This is a genomic window from Streptomyces himastatinicus ATCC 53653 (assembly GCF_000158915.1).
In the GTDB taxonomy this organism is placed as follows: Bacteria; Actinomycetota; Actinomycetes; order Streptomycetales; family Streptomycetaceae; genus Streptomyces; species Streptomyces himastatinicus.
On sequence record NZ_GG657754.1, the window covers coordinates 9,208,289 to 9,230,062 of the forward strand.

21 protein-coding genes are annotated in these 21,774 nt (G+C 71.7%); 13 read left to right on the forward strand and 8 right to left on the reverse strand.

Going from position 1 to position 21,774, the window contains the following annotated elements:
* Positions 1 to 4: 4 nt before the first annotated feature.
* From SSOG_RS39215 to SSOG_RS39230, 4 genes are read right to left on the reverse strand one after another with little or no spacing between them, the layout of a single operon-like run.
* Positions 5 to 856, reverse strand: coding sequence for an ABC transporter permease (locus tag SSOG_RS39215; protein ID WP_009719866.1), 852 nt, complete (start codon positions 854 to 856; stop codon positions 5 to 7).
* Entirely contained in the window at positions 853 to 1,827 is a 975-nt protein-coding gene (locus SSOG_RS39220) for an ABC transporter permease (RefSeq protein ID WP_039939758.1), read from the reverse strand. The genes SSOG_RS39215 and SSOG_RS39220 overlap by 4 nt, the downstream gene beginning before the upstream one ends.
* 4 nt (positions 1,828 to 1,831) lie before the next feature.
* Entirely contained in the window at positions 1,832 to 3,481 is a 1,650-nt protein-coding gene (locus SSOG_RS39225; RefSeq protein ID WP_009719868.1) for an ABC transporter substrate-binding protein, read from the reverse strand.
* Positions 3,482 to 3,516: 35 nt separating this feature from the next.
* Positions 3,517 to 4,692 carry a C45 family autoproteolytic acyltransferase/hydrolase gene (locus SSOG_RS39230; protein WP_009719869.1) on the reverse strand — a complete coding sequence of 392 codons (1,176 nt, stop codon included), beginning with the start codon at positions 4,690 to 4,692 and terminating at the stop codon, positions 3,517 to 3,519.
* Between the two features lie 128 nt (positions 4,693 to 4,820).
* Between SSOG_RS39230 and SSOG_RS39235 the strand changes: the two genes are divergently transcribed.
* The 3 genes from SSOG_RS39235 to SSOG_RS39245 are packed head-to-tail and all read left to right on the forward strand — an operon-like array spanning position 4,821 to position 7,609.
* Entirely contained in the window at positions 4,821 to 5,723 is a 903-nt protein-coding gene (locus SSOG_RS39235; RefSeq protein ID WP_009719870.1) for a MurR/RpiR family transcriptional regulator, read from the forward strand.
* Between the two features lie 24 nt (positions 5,724 to 5,747).
* Complete coding sequence (locus SSOG_RS39240) at positions 5,748 to 6,620, forward strand: polysaccharide deacetylase family protein (RefSeq protein WP_009719871.1); 873 nt, start codon at positions 5,748 to 5,750, stop codon at positions 6,618 to 6,620.
* A gap of 17 nt (positions 6,621 to 6,637) precedes the next feature.
* Complete coding sequence (locus SSOG_RS39245) at positions 6,638 to 7,609, forward strand: polysaccharide deacetylase family protein (protein ID WP_050800112.1); 972 nt, start codon at positions 6,638 to 6,640, stop codon at positions 7,607 to 7,609.
* On the opposite strand, the gene SSOG_RS39250 is transcribed toward SSOG_RS39245, so the two are convergent.
* The 3 genes from SSOG_RS39250 to SSOG_RS39260 are packed head-to-tail and all read right to left on the reverse strand — an operon-like array spanning position 7,572 to position 9,811.
* The gene (locus SSOG_RS39250) at positions 7,572 to 7,973 is read right to left on the reverse strand and encodes a YunG family protein (RefSeq protein WP_039939760.1); all 402 of its coding nucleotides are present in this window, start codon (positions 7,971 to 7,973) and stop codon (positions 7,572 to 7,574) included. The two genes, SSOG_RS39245 and SSOG_RS39250, sit on opposite strands and share 38 nt — an antisense overlap.
* A 42-nt stretch (positions 7,974 to 8,015) precedes the next feature.
* Positions 8,016 to 8,831, reverse strand: coding sequence for an MBL fold metallo-hydrolase (locus SSOG_RS39255; RefSeq protein ID WP_009719874.1), 816 nt, complete (start codon positions 8,829 to 8,831; stop codon positions 8,016 to 8,018).
* A 23-nt stretch (positions 8,832 to 8,854) separates the two neighbouring features.
* The gene (locus SSOG_RS39260; RefSeq protein WP_009719875.1) at positions 8,855 to 9,811 is read right to left on the reverse strand and encodes a PDR/VanB family oxidoreductase; all 957 of its coding nucleotides are present in this window, start codon (positions 9,809 to 9,811) and stop codon (positions 8,855 to 8,857) included.
* 174 nt (positions 9,812 to 9,985) lie between these two features.
* Here SSOG_RS39260 and SSOG_RS39265 point away from each other — a divergent pair, with 174 nt between their 5' ends.
* The 6 genes from SSOG_RS39265 to SSOG_RS39290 all read left to right on the forward strand — a co-directional run bounded on the left by SSOG_RS39265 (position 9,986) and on the right by SSOG_RS39290 (position 15,916).
* Positions 9,986 to 11,215 carry an acyl-CoA dehydrogenase family protein gene (locus SSOG_RS39265; RefSeq protein ID WP_009719876.1) on the forward strand — a complete coding sequence of 410 codons (1,230 nt, stop codon included), beginning with the start codon at positions 9,986 to 9,988 and terminating at the stop codon, positions 11,213 to 11,215.
* A 61-nt stretch (positions 11,216 to 11,276) separates the two neighbouring features.
* Complete coding sequence (locus tag SSOG_RS39270) at positions 11,277 to 11,825, forward strand: DUF4442 domain-containing protein (RefSeq protein ID WP_106516532.1); 549 nt, start codon at positions 11,277 to 11,279, stop codon at positions 11,823 to 11,825.
* Complete coding sequence (locus SSOG_RS39275) at positions 11,825 to 12,724, forward strand: alpha/beta hydrolase family protein (RefSeq protein WP_009719878.1); 900 nt, start codon at positions 11,825 to 11,827, stop codon at positions 12,722 to 12,724. The genes SSOG_RS39270 and SSOG_RS39275 overlap by 1 nt, the downstream gene beginning before the upstream one ends.
* Positions 12,721 to 13,890 carry an amidohydrolase family protein gene (locus SSOG_RS39280; RefSeq protein ID WP_009719879.1) on the forward strand — a complete coding sequence of 390 codons (1,170 nt, stop codon included), beginning with the start codon at positions 12,721 to 12,723 and terminating at the stop codon, positions 13,888 to 13,890. Before SSOG_RS39275 ends, SSOG_RS39280 begins: the two co-directional genes overlap by 4 nt.
* Positions 13,887 to 15,056, forward strand: coding sequence for a MalY/PatB family protein (locus tag SSOG_RS39285; protein WP_009719880.1), 1,170 nt, complete (start codon positions 13,887 to 13,889; stop codon positions 15,054 to 15,056). The genes SSOG_RS39280 and SSOG_RS39285 overlap by 4 nt, the downstream gene beginning before the upstream one ends.
* Positions 15,047 to 15,916, forward strand: a complete 870-nt coding sequence (locus SSOG_RS39290) for an SCO6745 family protein (RefSeq protein WP_009719881.1) — start codon at positions 15,047 to 15,049, stop codon at positions 15,914 to 15,916. Before SSOG_RS39285 ends, SSOG_RS39290 begins: the two co-directional genes overlap by 10 nt.
* On the opposite strand, the gene SSOG_RS39295 is transcribed toward SSOG_RS39290, so the two are convergent.
* Positions 15,818 to 17,254, reverse strand: coding sequence for an MFS transporter (locus tag SSOG_RS39295; protein ID WP_208867418.1), 1,437 nt, complete (start codon positions 17,252 to 17,254; stop codon positions 15,818 to 15,820). The genes SSOG_RS39290 and SSOG_RS39295 overlap by 99 nt on opposite strands.
* 181 nt (positions 17,255 to 17,435) lie before the next feature.
* On the opposite strand from SSOG_RS39295, the gene SSOG_RS39300 reads away from it, so the two are divergent.
* Genes SSOG_RS39300 through SSOG_RS39315 form a run of 4 tightly spaced genes read left to right on the forward strand, consistent with a single transcriptional unit; the run spans position 17,436 to position 21,763 of the window.
* The gene (locus SSOG_RS39300) at positions 17,436 to 18,581 is read left to right on the forward strand and encodes an ABC transporter ATP-binding protein (RefSeq protein ID WP_009719883.1); all 1,146 of its coding nucleotides are present in this window, start codon (positions 17,436 to 17,438) and stop codon (positions 18,579 to 18,581) included.
* Between the two features lie 9 nt (positions 18,582 to 18,590).
* Positions 18,591 to 19,976, forward strand: coding sequence for an ABC transporter substrate-binding protein (locus SSOG_RS39305; protein WP_009719884.1), 1,386 nt, complete (start codon positions 18,591 to 18,593; stop codon positions 19,974 to 19,976).
* On the forward strand, positions 19,973 to 20,815 hold the full coding sequence (locus SSOG_RS39310; RefSeq protein WP_009719885.1) for a metallophosphoesterase: 843 nt from the start codon (positions 19,973 to 19,975) through the stop codon (positions 20,813 to 20,815). Before SSOG_RS39305 ends, SSOG_RS39310 begins: the two co-directional genes overlap by 4 nt.
* 3 nt (positions 20,816 to 20,818) lie before the next feature.
* The gene (locus SSOG_RS39315; RefSeq protein ID WP_009719886.1) at positions 20,819 to 21,763 is read left to right on the forward strand and encodes a carbohydrate ABC transporter permease; all 945 of its coding nucleotides are present in this window, start codon (positions 20,819 to 20,821) and stop codon (positions 21,761 to 21,763) included.
* Positions 21,764 to 21,774 lie beyond the last annotated feature (11 nt).

Below are 21,774 nucleotides of genomic sequence, written 5' to 3' on the forward strand. Positions count from 1 at the left end.
CCGGTTACCTCCCGTGGCCGAGGCGGTCCGAGACCCAGACCCCGACGATGTTGAAGGCCACCACGACGGCGGCGATGGCCGTGCCCGGTACGAGGGCGGGCAGCAGCGCCCCCTGCACCACGGCGTCCTGCCCCTCCTGCACCATCAGCCCCCAGTCGATCGAGGGCGATCCGGCGCCGAAGCCCAGATAGCTGAGGGTGGCCAGGCTCATCAGCCCCTCGCCGAAGAGCACCACGAGGTAGCCGATGAGCGCACCGGACAGATTGGGCACGAGGTGCCGTACGCAGATCCGCGCCCCGCTCATGCCCTGGACCCGGTAGGCGTCGATGTACGGCTGGGAGCGCTCGGCGAGGGCGACGCTGCGGGTGTAGCGCGCGATCGTGGGTGCGTACGCGAGCCCCAGGGCGAGGATCGACGTGGTGAGCCCGTCGCCGAAGACCGCGATCACCAACACGACGAACAGCAGGCCCGGGAAGGCGTACATCACATCGGTCACGCGCGAGAGCAGGGTGTCCACCCAGCCGCCCCGCCAGGCCGCCACCGTGCCCATGGTGATGCCGAGCACCGCTGCCAGGGCGAGCAGCGCCAGCGGGGCCAGCAGGCTCGACCGGGCGCCGTACAGGACCCGGGAGAGCAGATCCTGTCCCGAGGCGTCGGTGCCCAGCGGGTGCTGTGACGTCGTCCCCGCGAGCGAGGCGGACAGGTCGACCGCGTCGGGCGCGTGGGGTGCGAGCAGGGGTGCGCACACCGCCGCCACCACGACCAGGGCGAGGAAGCCGCCCGCGACGATCACCTGGAGCGGGCGGCGGTCCCGTATCGTCACCGGGACCAGGGCCCCGGCCGTCACCGTCGTCATGCGGTCTTCACCCTCTTCGCCGTGTGCCGCTTCGTGCCCCGTGAGACCCGGGGGTCGATCAGGGGATGGACCAGGTCGACCAGCGTCGTCACCACCACATAGCCGATGACCATCAGCAGCAGTACGGCCTGGGTGACCGGGAAGTCATGCGTACTGATCGCGCTCACCAGCAGTGAGCCGACCCCGCTGAGCCCGAAGGCCGTCTCGACCACGACCGTTCCGGCGAGCATGCCCGCCATGACGAGCCCGCACATGGTGACGATCGGGCCGAGCGCGTTGCGCAGCACATGCCGGATGACGATCTGCCGCTCCGCCATCCCGGAGGCCCGGGCGGCGTCCACGTGGTCGGAGGCGTACGCCTCGGCCATCGCTTGCCGGGTGACCCGGCTGATCACCGCGAGTGCTCCGAGGGCCAGGGCGAACGCGGGGAGCGTCAAGTGGTGCAGCCGGCCGGTGAATCCCTCACCCTGGCCGGTCACCGGGAACCAGCCCAGCCGCACCCCGAACAGCGACACCAGCGCGATGGCCGCGACGAACGAGGGGACCGACGCGGCGAGCGTGGTGCCCCCGACGACGGCCGAGTCCACCCAGCCGCGCCGCAGCGCCGCCAGGACACCGGAGCCGACGCCCAGGATCACGAAGAACACCGTGGCGTAGGCGACGAGTTCCAGGGTGGTGGGCAGCCGCGCGCCGATCAGGTCCGCCACATGGTCGCGGTACTGGAACGACCGGCCCAGGTCGCCCTGGGCGCTGTCCCACAGCCACCTGCCGTACTGGACGACGAGCGGCTCGTCGAGGTGGTACTGCGCGCGGACCGCCGCGAGCTTCTCCGGGGTGAGTTCCTGACGGCTGCCGGAGAGGAGGACGGCGGGGTCTCCCGGGGCGGCGTAGGCGGCGGCGAAGATGACGAACGACGCGGCGAACAGCGTGGCGAACAGTCCGGCGAGCCGGCGCGGCAGTCCGCGGAGCATGGCGTCAGCCCTTCCTCTTGCCGAGGTCGGCGGCCCACGGGTAGTACAGCGACACCATGGACGCCGGGGGACCGGTGTACTTCTCGCCGAGCACCATCACCGACGGCACCTGCACCAGCGGGATCCACACCGCGTTGTCCGCGAACTTCTTCTGCGCGTCGATGATGAGATCCGCGCGCTTGCCGTCGTCGAGCGTCTGCTGTGCCTTGGCGACGAGCGCGTCGTAGCCGCGGTCCGCGTAGCCGAGCCAGTTGTTGGCGTTGCCGGACATGCCGTTGTCGTAGAAGCCCACCGGGTCGGCCTTGGAGATGTACCAGTCGACCGGGATCAGGTCGAAGCCCTTGCGCGCCTTCGGGTCGGAGAAGAACTCCCCGTACTGGCTCGGCGGGATGGTCTTGACGGTCACCTTCAGCCCGATCTTCTGGGCCGCGCCGCGCACCGCGTTGGTGATGACCGTCTGGATGTCGGTGCCGTCGTTGGACACCACCACCGGCTTCCCGGGCTCACCCGCCTGCTCGACCAGCTTCTTCGCCCGCGCGATGTCGTCCCCGGACGGCGACGCCGTGTACGCGGTGGACTTCTCCAGCTCTTTCTGCGCTTGTCGGAACGCGCCCTTCTGATAGCCCCACGCACCCGGGCCCACCGGGGTCGCCCAGGGCTCGGCGAGGCCGCTGAAGCCGGACTTGGCGATCCCCTTGCGGTCCATCGCCAACGACAGCGCCTCGCGCAGCTTGGCGTCCTTCAGCGCACCGCTGTCGGTGGGGACCAGCGACCAGGCGGTGGTGGACTGCCCGTAGTAGGCGCGTACGTTCTTCTTCTTGGCGAGCACGGCGGCGGGGCCGGTGGCCGTCAGATAGGCGCCGTCCGCGGCTCCGGTGGACAGGGCGTTGACCAGCGCGCTGCCGGAGGCCCAGCGGAAGACGACTTGCTTGGTGAGCGGGCGGACCTTGGTGTCCCAGTAGTTCGCGGCGCGCTCGACGGTGAGGGAGGAGCCGGAGTCCCACTTCTTCACCCGGTAAGGACCGGTGCAGGCGTCGGGGTGGCCGGGGGTGCCGAAGTCATCGCCCTGCTTCTCGACCACCTTGCGTTCCATGACGATCCCGGCGTCACCGGCCAGGGCCTTCATGAACAGCGCGCTGGGCTTCTTGAACGTGATGGTGACCTGGGAAGGCCCGGTCTTGGCGATCGTGTCGACGTCCTCGTACTCGTCCGACTCGGACATCTCCGGACGGGCGTGCCGCTTGAGGCTCCACACCACGTCGTCGGCCGTCATCCGGGCGCCGTCGTGGAAGGTGACGTCGTCGCGGAGGGTGAGGACGAGCTTCTTGCCGCCCGCGTACTCGGCCTTCTTCGCGAGGTGCGGTGCGGTGGTGAGGTCCGGCCGCAGCTGGAGCAGCCGCTCGCACACATTGGCCAGCACGGTGCGGGTGCTGCTGCCGCCCTGGCTGTCCATGTCGAGCGTGCCGGGCTCGTTCTCCACGAGCCAGTTCACGGTGGCGGCGGAGCCGGACGCCTTGGCGGTGGTGTCGGTGAGGCGGATCTTGGCGACGTCGGCGGTGGCGCCGCCGCCCCCGGAGGGCGCCCCGGAGCACCCGGCGGTGAACAGCAGCGCCCCCGCGACGCCGACTGCGATGGTGAGTTGCGTGGTTCTCATGGCAGGCCCTCCGGTGGTTCGGAAGATGAGGGGAGTCAGCGCGGCGCGTGCGGGCCGTCGTAGAGGTTCCAGGGCAGGTGCTGGTACTCGCGGTCGCAGGGCGTGCCGGGAGTCACGTAGTAGTCACCGGTGGTCAGGTCCACGCAGGAGGACAGCAGCGTCATCCACCGTTTGACCTCGGGCTGCCGGGGGTCGGGGTGGGTGCACAGCCCCTCGGGGTGGCCGAGGTGGTCGGACATGGCCTGGTGGATGAGCTTGCGGGACTGGTCAGGCGCGGTGGCCCCGCGCAGCTGGCGCAGTCCGGCCTCGGCCCGGGGCACCCGGATCAGGGAATCGGAGGAGCCGGGCCGGTATCCGGCGGCGAGCTGGACGGGGACGGTGGCCTGGTAGTGGTTGCCGTGGACGAGCAGCCCGTCGTCCGGATACAGCCAGCCGTGTGCGCCCGGGGTGGTCTCCAGATCGATGGCGAAGCCTTCGCGGCAGGTCAGCAGGGCGTTGCTGGCGATGTGGCCACGGGTGCGGCACAGCACGTCGACCGCCGCGCTGATCGACTCGCTGTCCAGCACCCGGCGGCGGATCACGGTCTGGGGCAGCCCGATGGCGTCGTCGAACCTGCCGCCCAGACCGTTGGCGTTGAGGGCGACGCCCGCGGAGCTGGCGCCCTGGCGGCCGATCTGGCCCGCCTCGACCTGCATGATCAGGGTGGGCCGCGGGGGCTGGACGATCCGCAGCATCAGGAGGGTGTCCGCGGTGCCCGCCCGCCAGTCCCAGTTCTGGCCGCAGTACACATGGCCGTCGCCGCTCGCCTCGCCCAGGACGGCGAAGGAGGTGCATCCGTCGGCCGCCGCTTCCTTCGCCTCCGCCACGTCTCCCGGGGTGCCCTCGCTGCCGCGCATCCGGGAGAAGGTCTGGTCGTAGATGATCTCGCCGCGGGCGTTCAGCGCCAGGATGTCCAGGAGTCCGACCCCCGCGCCCTCGGCGATCCCGCCCATCTCCTCGACCAGATCGGGCGCGTAGTCGCGCACCGGCTCCAGCCAGCGCTCGGCGCGCGCGGTGACCTGGTCCCAGGTCAGCCCCGACGATTCGCCGAACGCCTCCTCGTAGTAGGTGAGCGCCGCGCCGATCCGCTCGCGCGCCGCCTCGCCGTACTGGCGGCCACGCTCGGCGGGCGGACCGGAGATCTCGATGATCGGGATGGTGCCGGCTGTCATGGCGCTCCTGTGTGCCGAGGACTCATGAGGGCTGTAATGTGCGACTGTAATGTTCGTTTCAGAAATTCTGGTTTCTGGAATGATGAGACCAGATGGTAATGACCACTACAGGGAAGTCAAGAGCTGTAATGAGCGAATCGGATGAGGCGACCGGGGCGACGCGCCTGCACACCGCGGTCCGCGACATGTGGGGAGAGCTGTCCGCCTCGGAGCGCGAGGTGGCCCAGTACCTGGTGAGCGCCCCGCCGGAGAACCTGCTCTTCGCCAGCGCCCAGGAGCTGGGCGCGGCCAGCGGCACCAGCAACGCCACCGTCGTACGCGCCCTCCAGCGCCTCGGCTACGCGGGCCTGCCCGCCCTCAAGCGGGAACTCGCCTCCGGCTTCACCTCCGCCACCGCCCCCGAGGAGCGGCTCAAGCAGCGCATCGCCCATGTCGGCCACGACCTGGAGCAGATCAAGGACCGGGTCTTCGACGAGGCCGTGGAGCGTCTCGACCAGTGCCGCCGCCTGCTGGAGTCGGAGGTGTTCGAGCAGGCGGTCCGGATGCTGGCCGACGCCCGCGAAGTGGTCGCGTACGGGGTCGGCGCCTCCGAACTCGCCGCCCGCCACGTGGTGCTGAAGCTGCGCCGGGCCGGGCGCCGGGCACGCTTCATCGGCGCCACCGGCTTCACCATGGCCGACGAACTGCTCGACCTCGGCCGCGGGGACGCCGTGGTGATCCTCCACCCCGGCCGTCGGCTGCGGGAGTTCACCGTGCTCACCGAGCGGGCGCGGGCCGTCGGCGCGAACGTCCTGCTGGTGACCGACGTGCCCAAGGGCCCCCTCGCCCGCCACGCCGATGTGGTGATCAGCGCCCCGCACACCCCCACCGGCATCACCGCCGAGTCCCTGCCGGGCATCGTCGTGATGGACACCCTCGTCCTGGCCCTCGCCTCGCTGGACGAGCCCCGCGCCGTCGAAGCCTCCCACCAGCTCACCGTGTTGCGCGGGCAGCTCATCGACCGGGCCGAGCCCAAGCAGCGCAAGGGCTGATCACCTCACGGATCGGAGCCGCGAATGTCTGATGGACCGCCGCCGCTTGATGAACCGCCGCCCGTCTGGCCGGGCGGGGCGCGCTGCGCCGTCATGCTCAGCTTCGACGTGGACGGCCCCACCCTGTGGGTGGACGACCGCGCCACCGGGCGGTGCGACGACGCGCGGGGCTTCTCCATCGGCGCGTACGGGCCCTGGCGGGGCACCCCGCGGCTGCTGGATCTGCTGGAGGACCGCGCCCTGCCCGCCACCTTCTTCGTGCCAGGCAAGATCGTGGAACAGTGGCCCGCCGTGGCGAAGGACATCGCCGCGTCCGGCCATGAGATCGGCCACCACGGCTGGATGCACGAGACCTTCTACGACCACCCCAGCGCGGCCCAGCGCGACATCATCGCGCGCAGCCAGGACCTGCTGGAACGCACCACCGGGCGCCGCGCGGTGGGGTTCCGCAGCCCGAGCGGCGACATCGCCGCCGACACCCCGGCGCTCCTGGCGGAGCTGGGGTTCTCGTACTCCAGCTCCATGCGCGGCGACGACCGCCCGTACCGCTGGGAGATCGACGGCCGTCCCACCGACCTGATCGAGATCCCCGCGCACTGGGAGCTGGACGACTACCAGCAGTTCGTCTACAACGAGTCCCCGCCCGAGCCGCAGGGGCTGGACCGCATCGCGAGCACCCTCGCCACCTTCGACAACTGGCGCCGCGAGTTCGACGGCTACCACCGATGGGGGCTGTGCTACGTGCTGATGCTGCACCCCCAGGTCATCGGCAAACCCCAACGGGTGCGCGCCCTGGGGCGGCTGCTGGACCACATCGGACGCCAGGGCGACGTCTGGTTCGCCACCGGCGCCCAGATCGCCGACTGGTGGCGCTCGCGGAGCGTGGTTCCGGCATGACGACGGACAGGTCCCACATGACGACGGACACACCCGCACCCGGCACCGGCGGCCCCCGGCGGCGGCAACCGCGCCCCCGCTGGCCGGAGGGCGCGCGCTGCGCGGTGGTGCTGACGTTCACCCTCGACGCCGAGCTGTTCTGGCTCCGGCTCCACCCGTCCGCCCGGCAGCGGCCCAAGACGCTCTCGCTGGGGACGTACGGGATACTCCGTGGCGTGCCGAGGCTGCTGGACCTGCTGGACGCCTACGCCCTGCCCGCCACCTGGTTCGTCCCCGAACACACCGCCACCCACCACCCCCGGGCGGTCCGGCGGATCGCCGCCGCGGGGCACGAGATCGCGGCCGCGGCACCCCCGGTTTCGGGCCGGACACCGGACGCGGACGTCCGGGACACCTGGGCGCGCACGGTCGCCTCGCTGGAGGCGGTGACCGGGGTCCGGCCGACCGGACTGCGCGCCGCGCCCGGGGTGCTCGGCGACGGGCATGCCGCGCTCCTCGACGAACTGGGCTTCCTGTGGTCCTCGTCCACCCACGGCGACGACCGCCCCCACCCGCTGTGGTCCGGTGGGCGGCCCACACCGGTCATGGAGGTGCCGTGGCAGTGGGAGTACGCCGACCACCCGTACTTCCTCTACAACGGCGCACCCGTGGCCTTCCCGCCCGGTGAGTCCCGCATCGCGGCCTACCGGGACGTCCTGGAGGACTGGAAGGACTCCTTCGACGCCTACCGGGACCACGGCCTGTGCTGGGTCCTGGCCCTCGACCCGCAGTCCATCGGCAAGCCGGGGCGGGCGCTGATGCTCGCCGAACTGCTGGACCACATCCGGGCGCACGACGACGTCTGGTGCGCCACCGCGGGGCAGGTGGCCGAGCACTGGCGGCGGACGGCCGGGCCGGGCCCGGAACCGGCGGGCCACCCGGAGCGGGTGAGGGCGGGCTGGCCGTCCCGGATCAGACGGGCTCCGGGAGCGGACCCAGACGCTCGCTGACACGCTCACGGAGCAGCAGGTACTCCGCCCAGCGGCGGCGCAGCGGACCCGGCGGGCGCGGGACGACCCGGGCGGCCGTGACGGTCTGCCCCTCCTGGAACTGCTCCCGGGTCAGGTCGAGTTCGACGCCGCTGGGCAGCCGGACCCACCAGTGGGAGCCGCGCCGGGAACCGTCCTTGAGATACACCTCGCCGACCACGAGGTCGCCGCCGAAGACATCGGTGACGACCAGGGACGTGATGTCGCAGTGCCCGCGGGCCGGGTTGCCGGGACGCCACTCGGCCAGGTCATCGGGTGAACAGGTGTCGGCGGCCCAGCTTGCCCGCAGCGCCTTGTCGAGGTCGAGCAGATTCCAAGGGGTCATGACGGCAGCATCGCAGCCGGCACTGACAACGCCCCTGGGCAGCTATCCGGCCGACCGCACCGGGATCCTCAGTCCGGGTGCGGCCTGCCGGACGGGGCCGGAGAACTCGCTCGTGGCGGTCTTGGCCAGATGCGCGAGCCACTCCGGCTCGTTGGAGGCGAAGTGGGTGAGCACCAGCTCGCCGACGCCCGCGGCGTGCGCCGTGCGGCCCGCGTCCGTACCGGAGAGGTGGCCGTGGTCGCTGTCGTCGGGCTCGGAAAGGGTCGCCTCGGCGAGCAGGACGTCCACTCCGGCGGCCAGTTCGGTCAGCGCCGGGGTGACACCGGTGTCCCCGGTGTACGCCAGGGAGCCGGACGGGGCCTCCACCCGCAGCCCGCAGTTCGGCAGGACATGCCGCAACTCCCGGGGCGTGACGGTGCAGTCGCCGACCCGGAAGCTTGTCCCGGGGGTGTACTCGCGCACGTCGAACGCCACCTCGAAGGCCTGGTCCAGCAGCGGCAGCGTGGCCACCGGAAACAGCGCGCCCCACCTGGCGAACAACTCCCGGGCGCCCGAGGGGACGTACAGCGGTACGGGGCGGAATTCGCCCGTGCGGCGCGGCGGGCCGCCCTGCACCTCGACCAGGCCGTTCAGCAGCGATTTGCCGATCGGCAGCAGGTCGTAGCAGTGGTCGGAATGGAAATGCGTGATCACCACCGCGTCCAGGGAGGTCGGCGCCGCGACCGCGCCCAGGGCGACGGCCGTACCCGGTCCGCAGTCGAGCAGCAGTCGCGCCCCGGCGGTTTCCACCAGATACCCGGAACTCGGCTGTCCGTCCGCGGGCATCCCGGCCCGGCATCCAAGAACGGTGAGCTGCATGTGATGTCCGATCTAGTCGATGGTCAGAGATCCAGCACCAGGTGCGGGGAAGCGGCCCGGGACACGCAGAGCATCATGGTGGTGCCGTTCTCCCGCTCGTCCTCGGTCAGCACCGAGTCGCGATGCTCCACGTCGCCGTCGAGCACGGTGGTCTCGCAACTGGCGCAGGTCCCCTCGCGGCAGGACGACGGGACGTCGACCCCCGCGGCGCCGAGGGCGTCCATGATGGACTGCCCGGGGCCGACCCGGACGGTTCCGCCCGTGGTGGCGAGGCGGACCTCGAATTCCCGGTCGGGGACGGTGGAGGGCTCCTGGGCGCGGGCCTGGAAGCGTTCGATGTGCAGGGTGCCCGTGCGCCGCTCGCCCCACAGCCGTTCGACGGCGGCGAGCAGCGGTTCGGGGCCGCAAGCGTAGACGGCGGTGTCCGGCCGGGCGGTGTCCAGGATTCCGGCCAGCGGCAGCAGCCCGTGTTCGTCCTCCGGCAGCGCCCGCACCCGCTCGCCGTGGCCGCCGAGTTCCGCGAGGAAGGCCATCCGCTCGCGCCGCCGCCCCCCGTAGTGCAGCTCCCACTCCGCGCCCCGGGCCGCCGCCGCGTCGAGCATCGGCAGCAGCGGCGTGATGCCGATGCCGCCCGCGATGAACAGATAGCGGGGGGAGGCGACGAGCGGGAAATTGTTGCGCGGAGTGCCCACCAGCAGCCGTGCACCGGCCTCGATACGGTCGTGCAGAAAGCGCGAGGCGCCGCGGCCGTTCTCCTCGCGCAATACCGCGATCCGGTAGCGGCGGCGGTCATCGGGATTTCCGCACAGTGAATACTGGCGTACCGATTCGGGATCGGCGTCCGGGGCGAGCACGTCGATATGCGCACCCGGTGCCCATTCCGGCAGAAGCCCGCCGTCCGGATCGACCAGTTCGAATGAGCGCACTTCCGCCGCCTCGTCGCGGACGGCCACGACCTCCAGGGCCGTCCGGTCAGCCAAAGTCGCCACGGTATTCGTCCTCCTGATATCGGCGCGGAATCGGCGGGCACCGGAAGTCTCTCCGAAGGAGAGCGGCGGAGAACGCGCGGCATTCGGTCTCCATTCGGCCGATTGGTTCTGGCAATGACACGGGTCCCGCGCGCGGAGGTCTGGCGGAATGGTCGCGACACACCGATGGTCACGACATACCGATGGTCGCGACATACCGATGCTCGCCCAGCCGAGGAGGAGTCCGCGGTGCCCAGTCCACAGGAACTCGCCGCCCGTACCCGCGCCTTCGTTCACGACCGCGTCCTCCCCGTCGAGCGGGAGGTGGTGGTGGACGGCCGCCCCATGGACGACGCCCTGCGCCTGGAACTCCAGAAGGCGGCCAAGGAGGCGGGCGTCTTCGGGCCGATGTCCGCCGTGGAACACGGCGGTCTTGGCCTGGACATGCGTGGGGCGGCGCTGGTGATGGAGGCGGCGGGCACCAGCCTGATCGGCCCGCTCGCCGTCAACTGCTCGGCGCCCGACGACGGCAACATCCATCTGCTGGCGCACGCCTGCGACGAGGAGCAGACCCGCCGCTACCTCGCCCCGCTGGCCGCGGGCGAGGTGCGCTCGGCCATCGCCATGACGGAGCCCGCCCCCGGCGCAGGGTCCGATCCGCGCATGCTGATGACGGTCGCCGAGGAGACCGACGACGGCTGGGTGATCAACGGCAGGAAGCACTTCACCACCGGGGCCGAGGGCGCCGCGTTCACCATCTGCGTGGCCAACACCGACGACGGCGTCACCCTGTTCCTGGTCGACCAGGACAACCCCGGCATGAAGGTGGGCCGCCGGATGCCGACCCTGGACCACAGCAACCCCGGCGGCCACAGCGAGGTGGCGTTCGAGGACTGCGTCGTCCCCGACAGCGCGGTGCTCGGCGAGGTCGGCCGGGGCCTGGACCACGCCCAGGCGCGGCTGGCCCCCTCCCGGCTGACCCTGTGCATGAACTGGCTGGGCCTCGCCACCCGCGCCCATGAGCTGTCCGCCCGCCACATCGGGGGCCGCTCCGCCTTCGGCGTGCCCATCTCCGAACACGGCATGGCCCAGGGGCTGGTCGCGGACAACGAGATCGACATCGCCGCCTCCCGGGCCCTGATCCACTCCACCGCCACCGTCCTCGACGAGCAGGGCCCGCTCAGTTCGGACGCCCGCCACGCCGCATCCGTCGCCAAGACCTTCGTGGCCGAGGCGGTCTGGCGGGTCTTCGACCGGGCGGTGCAGCTGCACGGCGGGCTCGGGGTGTGCGAGGACCATCTGGTGGCCCGCTTCCTGGTGGAGGCCCGGGCGGTACGGATCTACGAAGGGGCGTCCGAGGTGCTGCGCTGGTCCATCGGCCGCCGGGTGCTGCGCACCGTCCAGCGCGATGCGTGAACCGAACACTCAGCAGCCGCTCACACAGGCACCCATCACTCAGCCATCGATCAAGCAGGGGATGACGAGCGTGACCACCGACGTGAAGACCCAGCCCGGCGGCGCCTACTCGGCGGCGTTCGGCCACATCGACCCGGCCGCCCCGGACTACGACGAGATCCGGCGCGTGTGCACCACCCTCGTGCCGTTCGGCAACCACGCCGGAGTGCGGGTCACCGAGATCGGCCCCGAGCGCGCCGTCGTGGAGGTGCCCGACGCGGAGCATCTGACGAACCACATGGGCACCGTGCACGCGGGCGCCCTGTTCCTCGCCGCCGACATCGCCGGTGCCGCCGCGTTCCTCGGCGCCGCCGCCACCCGGCTGCACACCATCCGCCGCTTCGTGCTGCGGGACAGCAGGACTGCCTTCCGCAAGCCCGCCATCGGCCGTATCCGCGCCATCGGGCTGATCGACGAGCGGGCGATCCGCGAGGTGCTGGCCGCCGAGGGCGAGCTGCGGATGGACGTGGACGGCAAGGCGCTGATGTACGACGACGCCGACGTCCTCGTCGCCAAGGCCACCTTCGACTACGTCGTGGACGTGGCCACCGGCGCGGACCAGGAGCGCTGATGACCACGTCGAGCAAGAGCGATGAGCGCCCCTCGGAGTTCGGCGCGCTCGAAGAGCTGCGGCTGACCACACCGGACGGCGCGGGCTTCGTGATCCGGCTGCTGCCGCACCAGGACCCGGCCGCCCCGGTGGTGCTGATGCTGCCCGCGATGGCGATGAAGGCCAAGTTCTACCTGCCGATGGCCAAGGCCCTGGCCGCGGCGGGCTGTTCCGTCGCCACCGTCGATCTGCGCGCCCAGGGCGAGTCCACCCCGAAGCTGGGCGACGCGCCGAACTTCGGTTACCGGGAGCTGCTCGAGGTCGACATGCCCGCGATCGTCGATGCCGTGGGGGCGCGCTTTCCGCAGGCGCCGCTGCATCTGTTCGGGCACAGCCTCGGTGGCCAGGTGGCGCTGCTGTTCAGTGCCACCGCACCGCACCGGGTCTCCAGCGTCACCATCATCGGCACCGGCAGCGTGTACTGGAAGGCGTTCGAGCGCAGGCGCTGGTTCGAGGCGCTGTGGAAGATCCAGTGGATCGGCCTGGTCGCCCGGTTCACCGGGCGGTGGCCCGGCGGGGTGCTCATCCCCGGCGCCATGCAGGGCCGGGTGATGGCCGACTGGTCCCGCCACTCGCTGACCAGCCACTACCGGCCCCGGGGCGGTTCGTACGACTACGATCGCAAACTGGCCGCGCTGAAGCTGCCGGTGCTGGCCATCTCCTTGGACGAGGACCCGCTGGGCCCGAAGTCCAACGTGGACTTCCTGTGCGGCCGGGCCGCGACGGCCGACATCACGCGCTGGCACATCGACGCGTCGTCGGCCGTCGTCCACCGCGACCACTTCCAGTGGATCAAGGACAGTACGGTCATCGGGCCCCGGATCGCCGGATGGCTCCGGGACGGACAGCCTCCGCGATGAGGCTCTACACGGCCGCCCGGGTCCTGACCGGCGACGGCGGGATCCTGCACGACGGCGGGGTGGTGGTGGGCGGCGGAGTGATCCGGGCCGTCGGCCGGATCAGCGAACTGCCCACGGACCTGGAACACGTGGACTTCCCCCACGGCACCCTGCTGCCGGGACTGATCGACGCGCATGTGCACCTCACGATGGACGGCGGCCCCGACCCCGTCTCGGAACTCCGGCGGACGAACGGCCCCGAGCTGCTGGACACCATGCGGAGCAACGCGCGCGCGTTGCTCGACGCCGGAGTCACCACCGCCCGCGACCTGGGCGGCTACGGCTTCCTGGACATCGTCCTGCGCGACGAGATCAACGACGGCATCGGCCACGGCCCCCGGCTCCTCACCGCCACCCGGCCGCTCACCTCGCCCGGAGGCCACTGCTGGTATCTCGGCGGAGGGTGCGAGGGCGTCGACGAGATCCGCCGGATGGTGGGGGAGCAGGCCCTGTGGGGCGCCGATCTGCTGAAGATCATGGTGACCGGAGGGCACACCACGCCCCAGTCGAAGCCCTGGCTGCCCCAGTTCACCGACGCCGAACTGGCCGCCGCCGTGGCCGAGGCGCACTTCCTCGGCATGCCGGTGGCCGCGCACGCCCACGGGGTCGAGGGCATCCGTGCCGCCGTCACCCACGGCATGGACACCATCGAACACTGCACCTGGCAGACCGAGAGCGGCTTCGACGGCTACGACCCCGCCCTCGCCGACGCGATCGCCACGGCGGGCATCCCCGTGTGCGGCACCTTCAACCCGCTGCTGGCCCGCGACGAGGCGTACGCCACGGAACGCCGCCGGGTGGTGGGCGAGATGCGCCGCCGCGGGGTGCGGTTCATCGCCGGAACCGACGCCGGTATCCGTGACACCCCGCACTCCGCGTACGCCACGGCCCTCGCCACCATGGCCGGTTACGGCTTCACCCCCGCCGAGGTGATACGCGCCGCCACCGGCGACGCCGCAGCCGCTCTGGGAGTGGCCGGATCCACCGGCAGCCTCGCCCCGGGCCGCGACGCCGATCTGATCGCCGTGCACGGCGACCCGCTGGTGGACCTGTCGGTGCTGGCCGAACCGGCTGTGGTGGTCACCCGCGGCAGGGAGTACCGGCCCGAACGGGTGGCCGGGGGATGACCGCGGTCGACTCCGCTGGCCCCGTACCGCCGGTGACCACGGGCGGGCTGAAGTGGACCCGTCACCCGCCGGACGTGCTCGCCGCATGGGTCGCGGAGATGGACTACGGGACGGCGCCGCCCGTCCGGGACGCCGTCGAGGAAGCGGTACGGCGCGGTGGGTTCGGCTACCCGGACGACCGCTCCCGCCGGGACCTGACCACCGCGTGCGCCGAGTGGCTGGGCCGTACCCACGGGTGGCCGCTGGACCCCGGCCAGGTGTTCCCGCTGCCCGATGTGGTGCACGGCGTACGGGTCGCCCTCGAGGCGCACTCCCCGCCCGGCAGCCCGGTGATCCTGCCGGTGCCCGCCTACCCGCCGCTGGCCGACGTGGTACGCGGCTCCCGGCGGCCGCTGATCGAGGTGCCCATGAGCGCCAGGGACGGGCGGCCCACGCTCGACCCGGCCGCCCTGGACCGCGCGTTCGCCGCGGGCGGCCGTACCCTGCTGCTCTGCAATCCGTACAACCCGCTGGGCACCGTCGCCACCGCGCGGGAGCTGCATGACATCGCCGCTGTGGTCGACCGGTACGGCGGCCGGGTCGTCGCCGACGAGATCCACTCCCCGCTGGTGTACCCCGGGCACCGCCATGTGCCGTACGCCTCGCTGTCGGACACCGCGGCACACCACACCGTCACTCTGGTGTCCGCCTCCAAGGGCTGGAACATCCCCGGGCTGATGTGCGCCCAGGCGATCGTCACCTCGGAGCGCGACCGCGCCGTCTGGGCGGCGCTGCCGGTGGCGGTGACCGGGGGCGTGAGCCCGCTCGGCATCGTCGCCGGGACCGCCGCCTACCGCCACGGCGACGAGTGGCTGGCCGGGGTGCTCCGCACCCTGGACGCCAACCGGCGGCTGCTCGCGGACCTGCTGGGCGAGCTGCTGCCGACCGTCCGCTACCGCCTCCCCGAGGGCACGTATCTGGCCTGGCTGGACTTCCGGCAGCTCCAACTGCCCGTCGAACCGGCGGAGTTCTGGTTGCGCGAGGCCAGGGTGGCGCTCAGCGCGGGCCGCCTCTTCGGCGCGTCCGGCGCGGGCCACGCCCGCCTCAACTTCGCCACCTCGCCGTACGTCCTCGACCGTCTCGTACGGGCCATGGCCGACACCAGGGGACGGCGAGCGTGGAACTGAGCCTGGTCCGGTACGCGTGGCACACCGCGGAACCGGTCCACGCCGTCCTGTACTACGCGCCGGAGACCCAGGCGGCCACCGCACCGCTGGGGCTCCCCGGCCGGTGGATGTGGTACTTCGGCTGCCGGGCCGCACCGCTGGGCGCCATCGGCGCCGCCGCCGCGACCTCGGTGTTCTACCACCTGGCACCCGCCATGGTGTCCCGCTCCGTGCCCGTCCTGTGGGACCACGCCACGCCGCATGACTTCCTCCGGGCCAGGCTCGCGGCCATGGACGCGGCGCTGCGCCGGCTGGCCGGGCCGGTGCTGGGCGCCCCGGGCCTGGTCCGGGCGGCCGAACTCGCCACTGCCGCCGCCACCGTCGTGGACGGCGCGGGCGGGCGCCCGCTGGGCGCGGCCAACGCCGCGCTGCCGGTGCCCGACGAACCGCATCTGGCGCTGTGGCAGGCGCTGACCACCCTGCGCGAGTACCGGGGCGACGGCCATGTCGCGGTGCTGGCCGGGCAGGAGATCGAGCCGTGCGCGGCGCATGTGCTGGCCGCCGCCTCCGGCCGCTCACCGCGGTCCGACGCGGAGAAGTACCACAAGTGGACGGAAGGCCAGTGGTCCGGTGCGTTCGGCGAACTCGTCCGCCGCGGCTGGCTGCGCGAGGACGGAACGCTGACGGCGGCCGGTGCCGATGTCCGCGAGCGGATCGAGAAGGACACCGACCGCCTGGCGGCGCGCCCCTACCGGGCGCTGGGGCGGGCGCGCACCGAGGAACTAGTCGCGTGCGTGCGCCCGTTCGCCGACCTCGTCATGACCGCGGGCGCCGTTCCGGTCCCCAACCCCGTCGGCTTCGACTGGCCGCCGCGCCGCTGACCCGGGCAGCACCACCGCCGTCAGCGCGGCTGCCAGGGCCGCGGCCACCGCGGTGGCCAGGAAGGTCAGATGCATCGCGTGGACCGTGCCACCGCGCTCCGGCGACAGGAGCCCCGCCAGCGCGACCCCGAGGACGGCGCCGAACTGCCGGAAGGTGTTCACCGTGCCCGACGCGGTCCCGGCAAGACGCGGCGGCACGTCCCCCATCATGGCCTGGATCGCCACCACCCCGCTCGACAGCGGGACGCCCGCCCCGAGCAGCACCAGCGCCCATGCGTAACCGGGGTAGCCGACGCCGGTCTCCACCAGGGTGAGCCCCGCGAGCCCCGCCGCCACGCACACCAGCCCGGTCACCATCGTGCGACGGGTGCCCCAGCGCGCCACCACGGACGAGGCGGCGACCGCCGCCACCGCCAGACAGCCGAACAGCGTGACGAAACGCAGCCCGGTCTGGAGGGCCGACAGCCCGAGCGCACCCTGGCAATGGGTGGTGAGCAGGAACAGCACCGCGTACAGCCCCAGCAGCCCGAGGAAGTTGACGGTGCAGGCGATCGCCACGGTCGGGATGCGCAGCAGCGCGGGCGGCAGCATCGGCTCCCGCGTACGCGACTCCCACCAGCCGAACACCCCCAGCGCCGCCACCGCCACCGCACCCAGACCGAGGACCGTCGCGGACAGCCAGCCGAGGGCGCGCCCCTCGATGGCCACGAAGGTGAGCGCGGCTCCGCCGCCGGTGAACAGCAGCTGGCCCAGTACGTCCACCCGCCGCCCGGCACCGGACGGCGGGGCGGGCGGCATGGTGGCGAGCAGCCCGGCCAGGGCGACCACACCGATGGGGATGTTGATCCAGAACATGCTGCGCCACCCCGCGGCGTCCACCAGCAGCCCGCCCAGCAGCGGTCCGAGCGCCAGCGCCACCCCGCTGGTGCCGCCCCAGATGCCGATGGCCCGGGCCCGCTGCCGTGGGTCGTCGTACAGGCCCGAGGTGACCGCCAGCGACAGCGGCACGATCGCCGCGGCGAACACGCCCTGCGCGGCGCGCGCGGCGATCAGCGCCCCGGTGTCCGGGGCCAGCGCGCAGCCCGCCGAGGCCGCGGTGAACCCCGCGATGCCCACGGCCAGGACGTTCCGGCGGCCCAGCCGGTCACCCAGCGAGCCCGCCGTCAGCAGCAGACACGCGAACGCCAGCGTGTAGGCGTCGAGCAGCCATGGCCCGGCGGTGGTGCCACCGCCCACGTCGGCACGGATATCGGGCAGGGCCACCGGGGTGATGCTGGTGTCGAGATAGACCAGAAATGTGGCGGCACAAATGAATGCGAGGAGGGGCCGAGAGCGCATGGGTTCCATGCTGACCGGCCACCCCTGTCCTCTTTCTTGTCAATTCCCTTCTCCACTCGGCTGATCGAAGAAATCAATCACCGCCCGGTGAGCGCATATCGTCAGGACTGGTTTACCTCGAATACATCTGTGGCTGTTGTGGTTCTCCCGCACCATAACCCGGCGGGAAAGGAATTGACTCGTGAGCCGATTGGGCATCGAAGGTGTGACCAAAAGCTTCGGCCGGACCGTCGCCGTCGACGGGGTCAGCCTGGATGTCGGGCACGGCGAGTTCCTGGTCCTGCTCGGGCCGAGCGGCTGCGGCAAGTCGACCCTGCTGCGCATGATCGCGGGACTCACTCCGCTGTCCGCGGGCCGCATCCGCCTCGACGACACCGACATCACCCACACCCCGCCGCGCGACCGCGACCTCGCCATGGTCTTCCAGAGCTACGCCCTCTACCCGCATCTGAGCGTCGCGCGGAACATCGGCTTCCCGCTGCGCGCCCGCCGCCGGACGCGGCCCGAGATCCGCGGCCGGGTCGCGGAGGTCGCCGAGGTGCTCGACCTCGGCGAACTGCTGGAGCGCCGCCCGCGCGAACTGTCCGGCGGCCAGCGCCAGCGCGTGGCGCTCGGCCGGGCGCTGGTGCGCGACCCCGGCGCGTTCCTGATGGACGAGCCCCTGTCCAACCTCGACGCCAAGCTGCGGTCCTCCACCCGCGCCGAACTGACCGGTCTGCACCGCAGGCTCGGTTCGACCTTCGTGTACGTCACCCACGACCAGGTCGAGGCCATGACCATGGCGACCAGGATCGCCCTGCTGAACGCGGGCCGCCTGGAGCAGGTCGGCACGCCCGCCGAGGTCTACGACGAGCCCGCCTCGGTGTTCGTCGCGGGCTTCCTCGGCTCACCCCCGATGAACCTGATGGACGCGCGGATCGTCAGCCGGAACGGCGAACTGCGGGCGGTGGCCCAGGACATCGACGTCCCCCTGGGCATTGCCGGTGAACTGCCCCCGCGCGACGTGGTGCTGGGGGTGCGGCCCGAACATCTCGCCCCGGCCGCGACGCCGATGCTGCGCGCCCAGGTCCGGATGGTGGAGAACCTGGGCAGCGACGAGGTCGCCCACTGCACCGTCGGCTCCGCCGCGGTCAGCTTGCGCGGACCGCGCCCGCTCGGCATGTCCACCGGCGACGCGCTGGGACTCGGCGTGGCGCCGCACCACATCCACCTCTTCGACCGGGCTGGCGGACGCCGGCTGACCTGGAGTCCCGACCCGGCATCCGAACCATTCGCCGCATCCCCTGAGCCGAATTCCCCGTACAAGCCCGCTCATACGCTTCGCTAGGAGCATTTCGTGCATTCCGTGAGAACTTCTCGCTTCCGTTTCGGTGCCGCCCTGGGCGCCGTCGCGATCCTGTTCGGCACCTCGGCATGCGGCGGTCTCGGTGCCGCCGAGGACAAGAAGTCCGGTTCCTCTCCGGTGCCCGAACTCGCCGCCGACCAGAAGGTGTCGATCACCTTCGAGAGCTACAATTTCGGACAGGCGGGCCCGTGGACGGACACGTTCACCGCACTTATCAAGAAATTCGAACAGGCCCACCCGAATATCAAGGTGACCGCACAGAAGCCGCAGGGGAACAGCCCCAACCCGGCCGCCGACGCCGTCTCCAGCGTCCAGAACGAGACCGCCTCCGGTAACCCGCCCGACGTCGCCCAGCTCGGCTTCGGCGACCTGGACTACGCCGTCAACGGCCTCGGCGCCCAGCCGCTGGACGACCTGGTGGGCAAGGACGCGGTACGGAAGAACTTCGGCGGCGCCCACCCCTACGCCACCCGGGCCCAGACCCTCGGCGACTGGTCCGGCAAGACCTACGGCGTCCCGTTCGTGTTCTCCACGCCGGTCCTCTATTACAACGCCGACCTGTTCAAGAAGGCCGGTCTCGACCCGGCCAAGCCGCCGAAGACCTGGGACGAGGTGGCCAAGGCCGCCCTGGCCATCAAGAAGAAGACCGGCAAGGACGGCCACTACAGCGACTGCCTGACCAAGATCGCCACCGACTGGTGCTTCCAGTCCATGGTCCGCTCCAACGGCGGCCGGGTCATCTCGCAGGACCGCTCCCAGCTGACCTTCGACCAGCCGCCCGCCATCGAGACGGTCGAGCAGGCGCGGGCCATGGTGAAGTCCGGGGCCACGCCCAAGCTGAACCAGGAGCAGGCGTACACCGAGTTCGCCCGCGGCGATATGGGAATGATCCTGGAGACCAGCGCGGTCCAGGGGCTCTTCATGAAGGGCTCCAAGGACAAGTGGGACCTGCGGGCCACCACCTCGCCCGGCTTCGGCGAGAAGCCGGTCGTCCCCACCAACTCCGGCTCCGCGCTGTTCGTCTACGCCAAGGACGCGGCCAAGCAGCGCGCCGCCTGGGACCTGATCAAGTTCCTCACCAGCGACCAGGCGTACACCATGATCTCCAGCAAGATCGGCTACCTGCCGCTGCGCACCGGTCTGGTCGACGACCCGAAGGGCCTCAAGACCTGGGCCCAGCAGAACCCGCTGATCAAGCCCAACCTGGAGCAGCTCACCCGCATGGAGCCGTGGCAGTCCTTCCCCGGCAAGAACTACATCCAGGCGCGCAACGAGATGCTGGACGCGGTGGAGAAGGCCGTCTACCAGGGCGCCGACCCGAAGACCACGCTCCAGGCCGCCCGCAAGCAGGCCGCCAAGCTGCTGCCGAAGAAATGACCGTGCCCGAACTGACCCTGGTGCAGTTCAGCGACACCCACATCCTTCCCGAGGGTGAGCTGATGCACGGCCAGGTCGACACCCTCGCCAACCTGGAGGCCGCCATCGAGCTGGTGGCGGCCTCCAGGGCCCGGGTGTCCGCGCTGCTGCTGACCGGTGACCTGACGGACAGCGGCGCCCCCGAGGCGTACCGGCGGCTGCGCGGTGTGATCGCCCCGTTCGCGGAGCGGCTCGGCGCCGAGGTGGTGTACGTGCCGGGCAACCACGACGAACGCACCGCGTTCCGGGCCGAGTTGCTCGACGGCGGACAGGCCGCCGACCGGGTGCACTGGGTGGGGGACGTACGGATCGTCGTGCTGGACAGCAGCGTGCCCGGACGCCACGACGGCCATCTGTCCGACGCCCAGCTGGACTGGCTGGCCGGGGAGCTGGCCCGGCCCGCGCCCCGGGGCACGGTGCTCGTCCTGCACCACCCGCCGCTGCCGTCCCCGGTGCCCACCGTCCATCTGCTGCGGCTGCGCGGCGCCGAGCGGCTGGGCGCCGTCGTCGCCGGAAGCGATGTCCGCCTGATCGTCACCGGGCACGCCCACCACACCAGCTCCGGTGTGCTCGGGGCCATCCCGGTGTGGGTGTCGCCCGCGCTGGCGTACCGGGTGGACGCGATGTCCCCGAGCGGCAGGCTGCGCGGCGCCGAGGGTGCCGGATTCACCCGGATCGACCTCATCGACGGAACCCTGGTGGCCACCGCGCTGCCCGTCGAGCCGGGTCCCGCCGTGTACGACAGCGAGCGCGACGCGATGGTGCGCTTCATCCAGGATCTGACGCCCGAAATGGAGTGAGAGATGTTCGTGGAGGTTGCCGCGCCGCCCCGGCCGATGGACAAGGCCATCAAGGCGGCGCGGCCCTCGCTGCCGCGCGCGATCCGGCGCGCGGCGCCGCCGTATCTGTACCTCGCCCCCGCCCTGATCCTGCTGGGCATCTGGGTGTACCGGCCGCTGGCGCAGACCGCCCAGCTGTCGTTCTACTCCTGGAACCTGCTGCCCACCACGCCCATGGAGCCGGTCGGGCTCGACAACTACCGGCGGATGATGGACTCCCCGGAGCTCGGCGACGCGCTGTGGCGCACCCTCGAGGTGATCCTTGGCCTGCTGCCGTTCTCGATCGTCATCCCCGTCGTCGTCGGGCTGCTCACCCGGCGGCTCGGCGGCCGGTCCCGGGCCGTCTACCAGGCCCTGGTGTTCTCGCCCATGCTGGTCGCCCCGGTGGCCGGTGCCGCGGTCTGGGGATGGCTGCTCGACCCGCGCGGCGGCGTGGTCGACCGGGCGACCGGCACCTCGGTGAACTGGCTCCAGGAGAGCGGCTACGCCCAGGTCGCCATCATCATGATCACGGGCTGGCATGTGCTCGGCTTCGCCGTGCTCGTGGTGGCCGCCGCGCTGTCCGGCATCAACGGTGACTACGCGGACGCGGCCGCCCTCGACGGCGCCTCGCGTGGGCAGATCACCCGCTGGATCACCCTGCCGCTGCTCTCCCCGACGCTGGTCTTCCTGACGCTGATGACCGTGCTGCTGTCCGCGCAGTGGACGTTTCCGCTGATCGACTCGCTCACCCAGGGCGGACCGGCCGACTCCACCACCAACGTCTACTACCTGCTGTGGGACTACGGCTTCCGCAGCTACGACGCGGGCATGGGCGCGGCGGCCGGGATGCTGCTCTTCGTCGGCTTCGGGCTGGTCGCCGCCGCGCTGGTGTGGCTGTCCGAGCGCCTGGCCTTCCACGACAACTGAGCCCGAATAGC

Excerpts from the sequence above, each read along its gene's own strand:
- SSOG_RS39215 (WP_009719866.1), bottom strand. The coding sequence starts at position 856 with ATGACGACGGTGACGGCCGGGGCCCTGGTCCCGGTGACGATACGGGAC.
- SSOG_RS39220 (WP_039939758.1), bottom strand. The coding sequence starts at position 1,827 with ATGCTCCGCGGACTGCCGCGCCGGCTCGCCGGACTGTTCGCCACGCTG.
- SSOG_RS39225 (WP_009719868.1), bottom strand. The coding sequence starts at position 3,481 with ATGAGAACCACGCAACTCACCATCGCAGTCGGCGTCGCGGGGGCGCTG.
- SSOG_RS39230 (WP_009719869.1), bottom strand. The coding sequence starts at position 4,692 with ATGACAGCCGGCACCATCCCGATCATCGAGATCTCCGGTCCGCCCGCC.
- SSOG_RS39235 (WP_009719870.1), top strand. The coding sequence starts at position 4,821 with ATGAGCGAATCGGATGAGGCGACCGGGGCGACGCGCCTGCACACCGCG.
- SSOG_RS39240 (WP_009719871.1), top strand. The coding sequence starts at position 5,748 with ATGTCTGATGGACCGCCGCCGCTTGATGAACCGCCGCCCGTCTGGCCG.
- SSOG_RS39245 (WP_050800112.1), top strand. The coding sequence starts at position 6,638 with ATGACGACGGACACACCCGCACCCGGCACCGGCGGCCCCCGGCGGCGG.
- SSOG_RS39250 (WP_039939760.1), bottom strand. The coding sequence starts at position 7,973 with ATGACCCCTTGGAATCTGCTCGACCTCGACAAGGCGCTGCGGGCAAGC.
- SSOG_RS39255 (WP_009719874.1), bottom strand. The coding sequence starts at position 8,831 with ATGCAGCTCACCGTTCTTGGATGCCGGGCCGGGATGCCCGCGGACGGA.
- SSOG_RS39265 (WP_009719876.1), top strand. The coding sequence starts at position 9,986 with ATGGTCACGACATACCGATGGTCGCGACATACCGATGCTCGCCCAGCC.
- SSOG_RS39270 (WP_106516532.1), top strand. The coding sequence starts at position 11,277 with ATGACGAGCGTGACCACCGACGTGAAGACCCAGCCCGGCGGCGCCTAC.
- SSOG_RS39275 (WP_009719878.1), top strand. The coding sequence starts at position 11,825 with ATGACCACGTCGAGCAAGAGCGATGAGCGCCCCTCGGAGTTCGGCGCG.
- SSOG_RS39280 (WP_009719879.1), top strand. The coding sequence starts at position 12,721 with ATGAGGCTCTACACGGCCGCCCGGGTCCTGACCGGCGACGGCGGGATC.
- SSOG_RS39285 (WP_009719880.1), top strand. The coding sequence starts at position 13,887 with ATGACCGCGGTCGACTCCGCTGGCCCCGTACCGCCGGTGACCACGGGC.
- SSOG_RS39295 (WP_208867418.1), bottom strand. The coding sequence starts at position 17,254 with ATGCGCTCTCGGCCCCTCCTCGCATTCATTTGTGCCGCCACATTTCTG.
- SSOG_RS39310 (WP_009719885.1), top strand. The coding sequence starts at position 19,973 with ATGACCGTGCCCGAACTGACCCTGGTGCAGTTCAGCGACACCCACATC.
- SSOG_RS39315 (WP_009719886.1), top strand. The coding sequence starts at position 20,819 with ATGTTCGTGGAGGTTGCCGCGCCGCCCCGGCCGATGGACAAGGCCATC.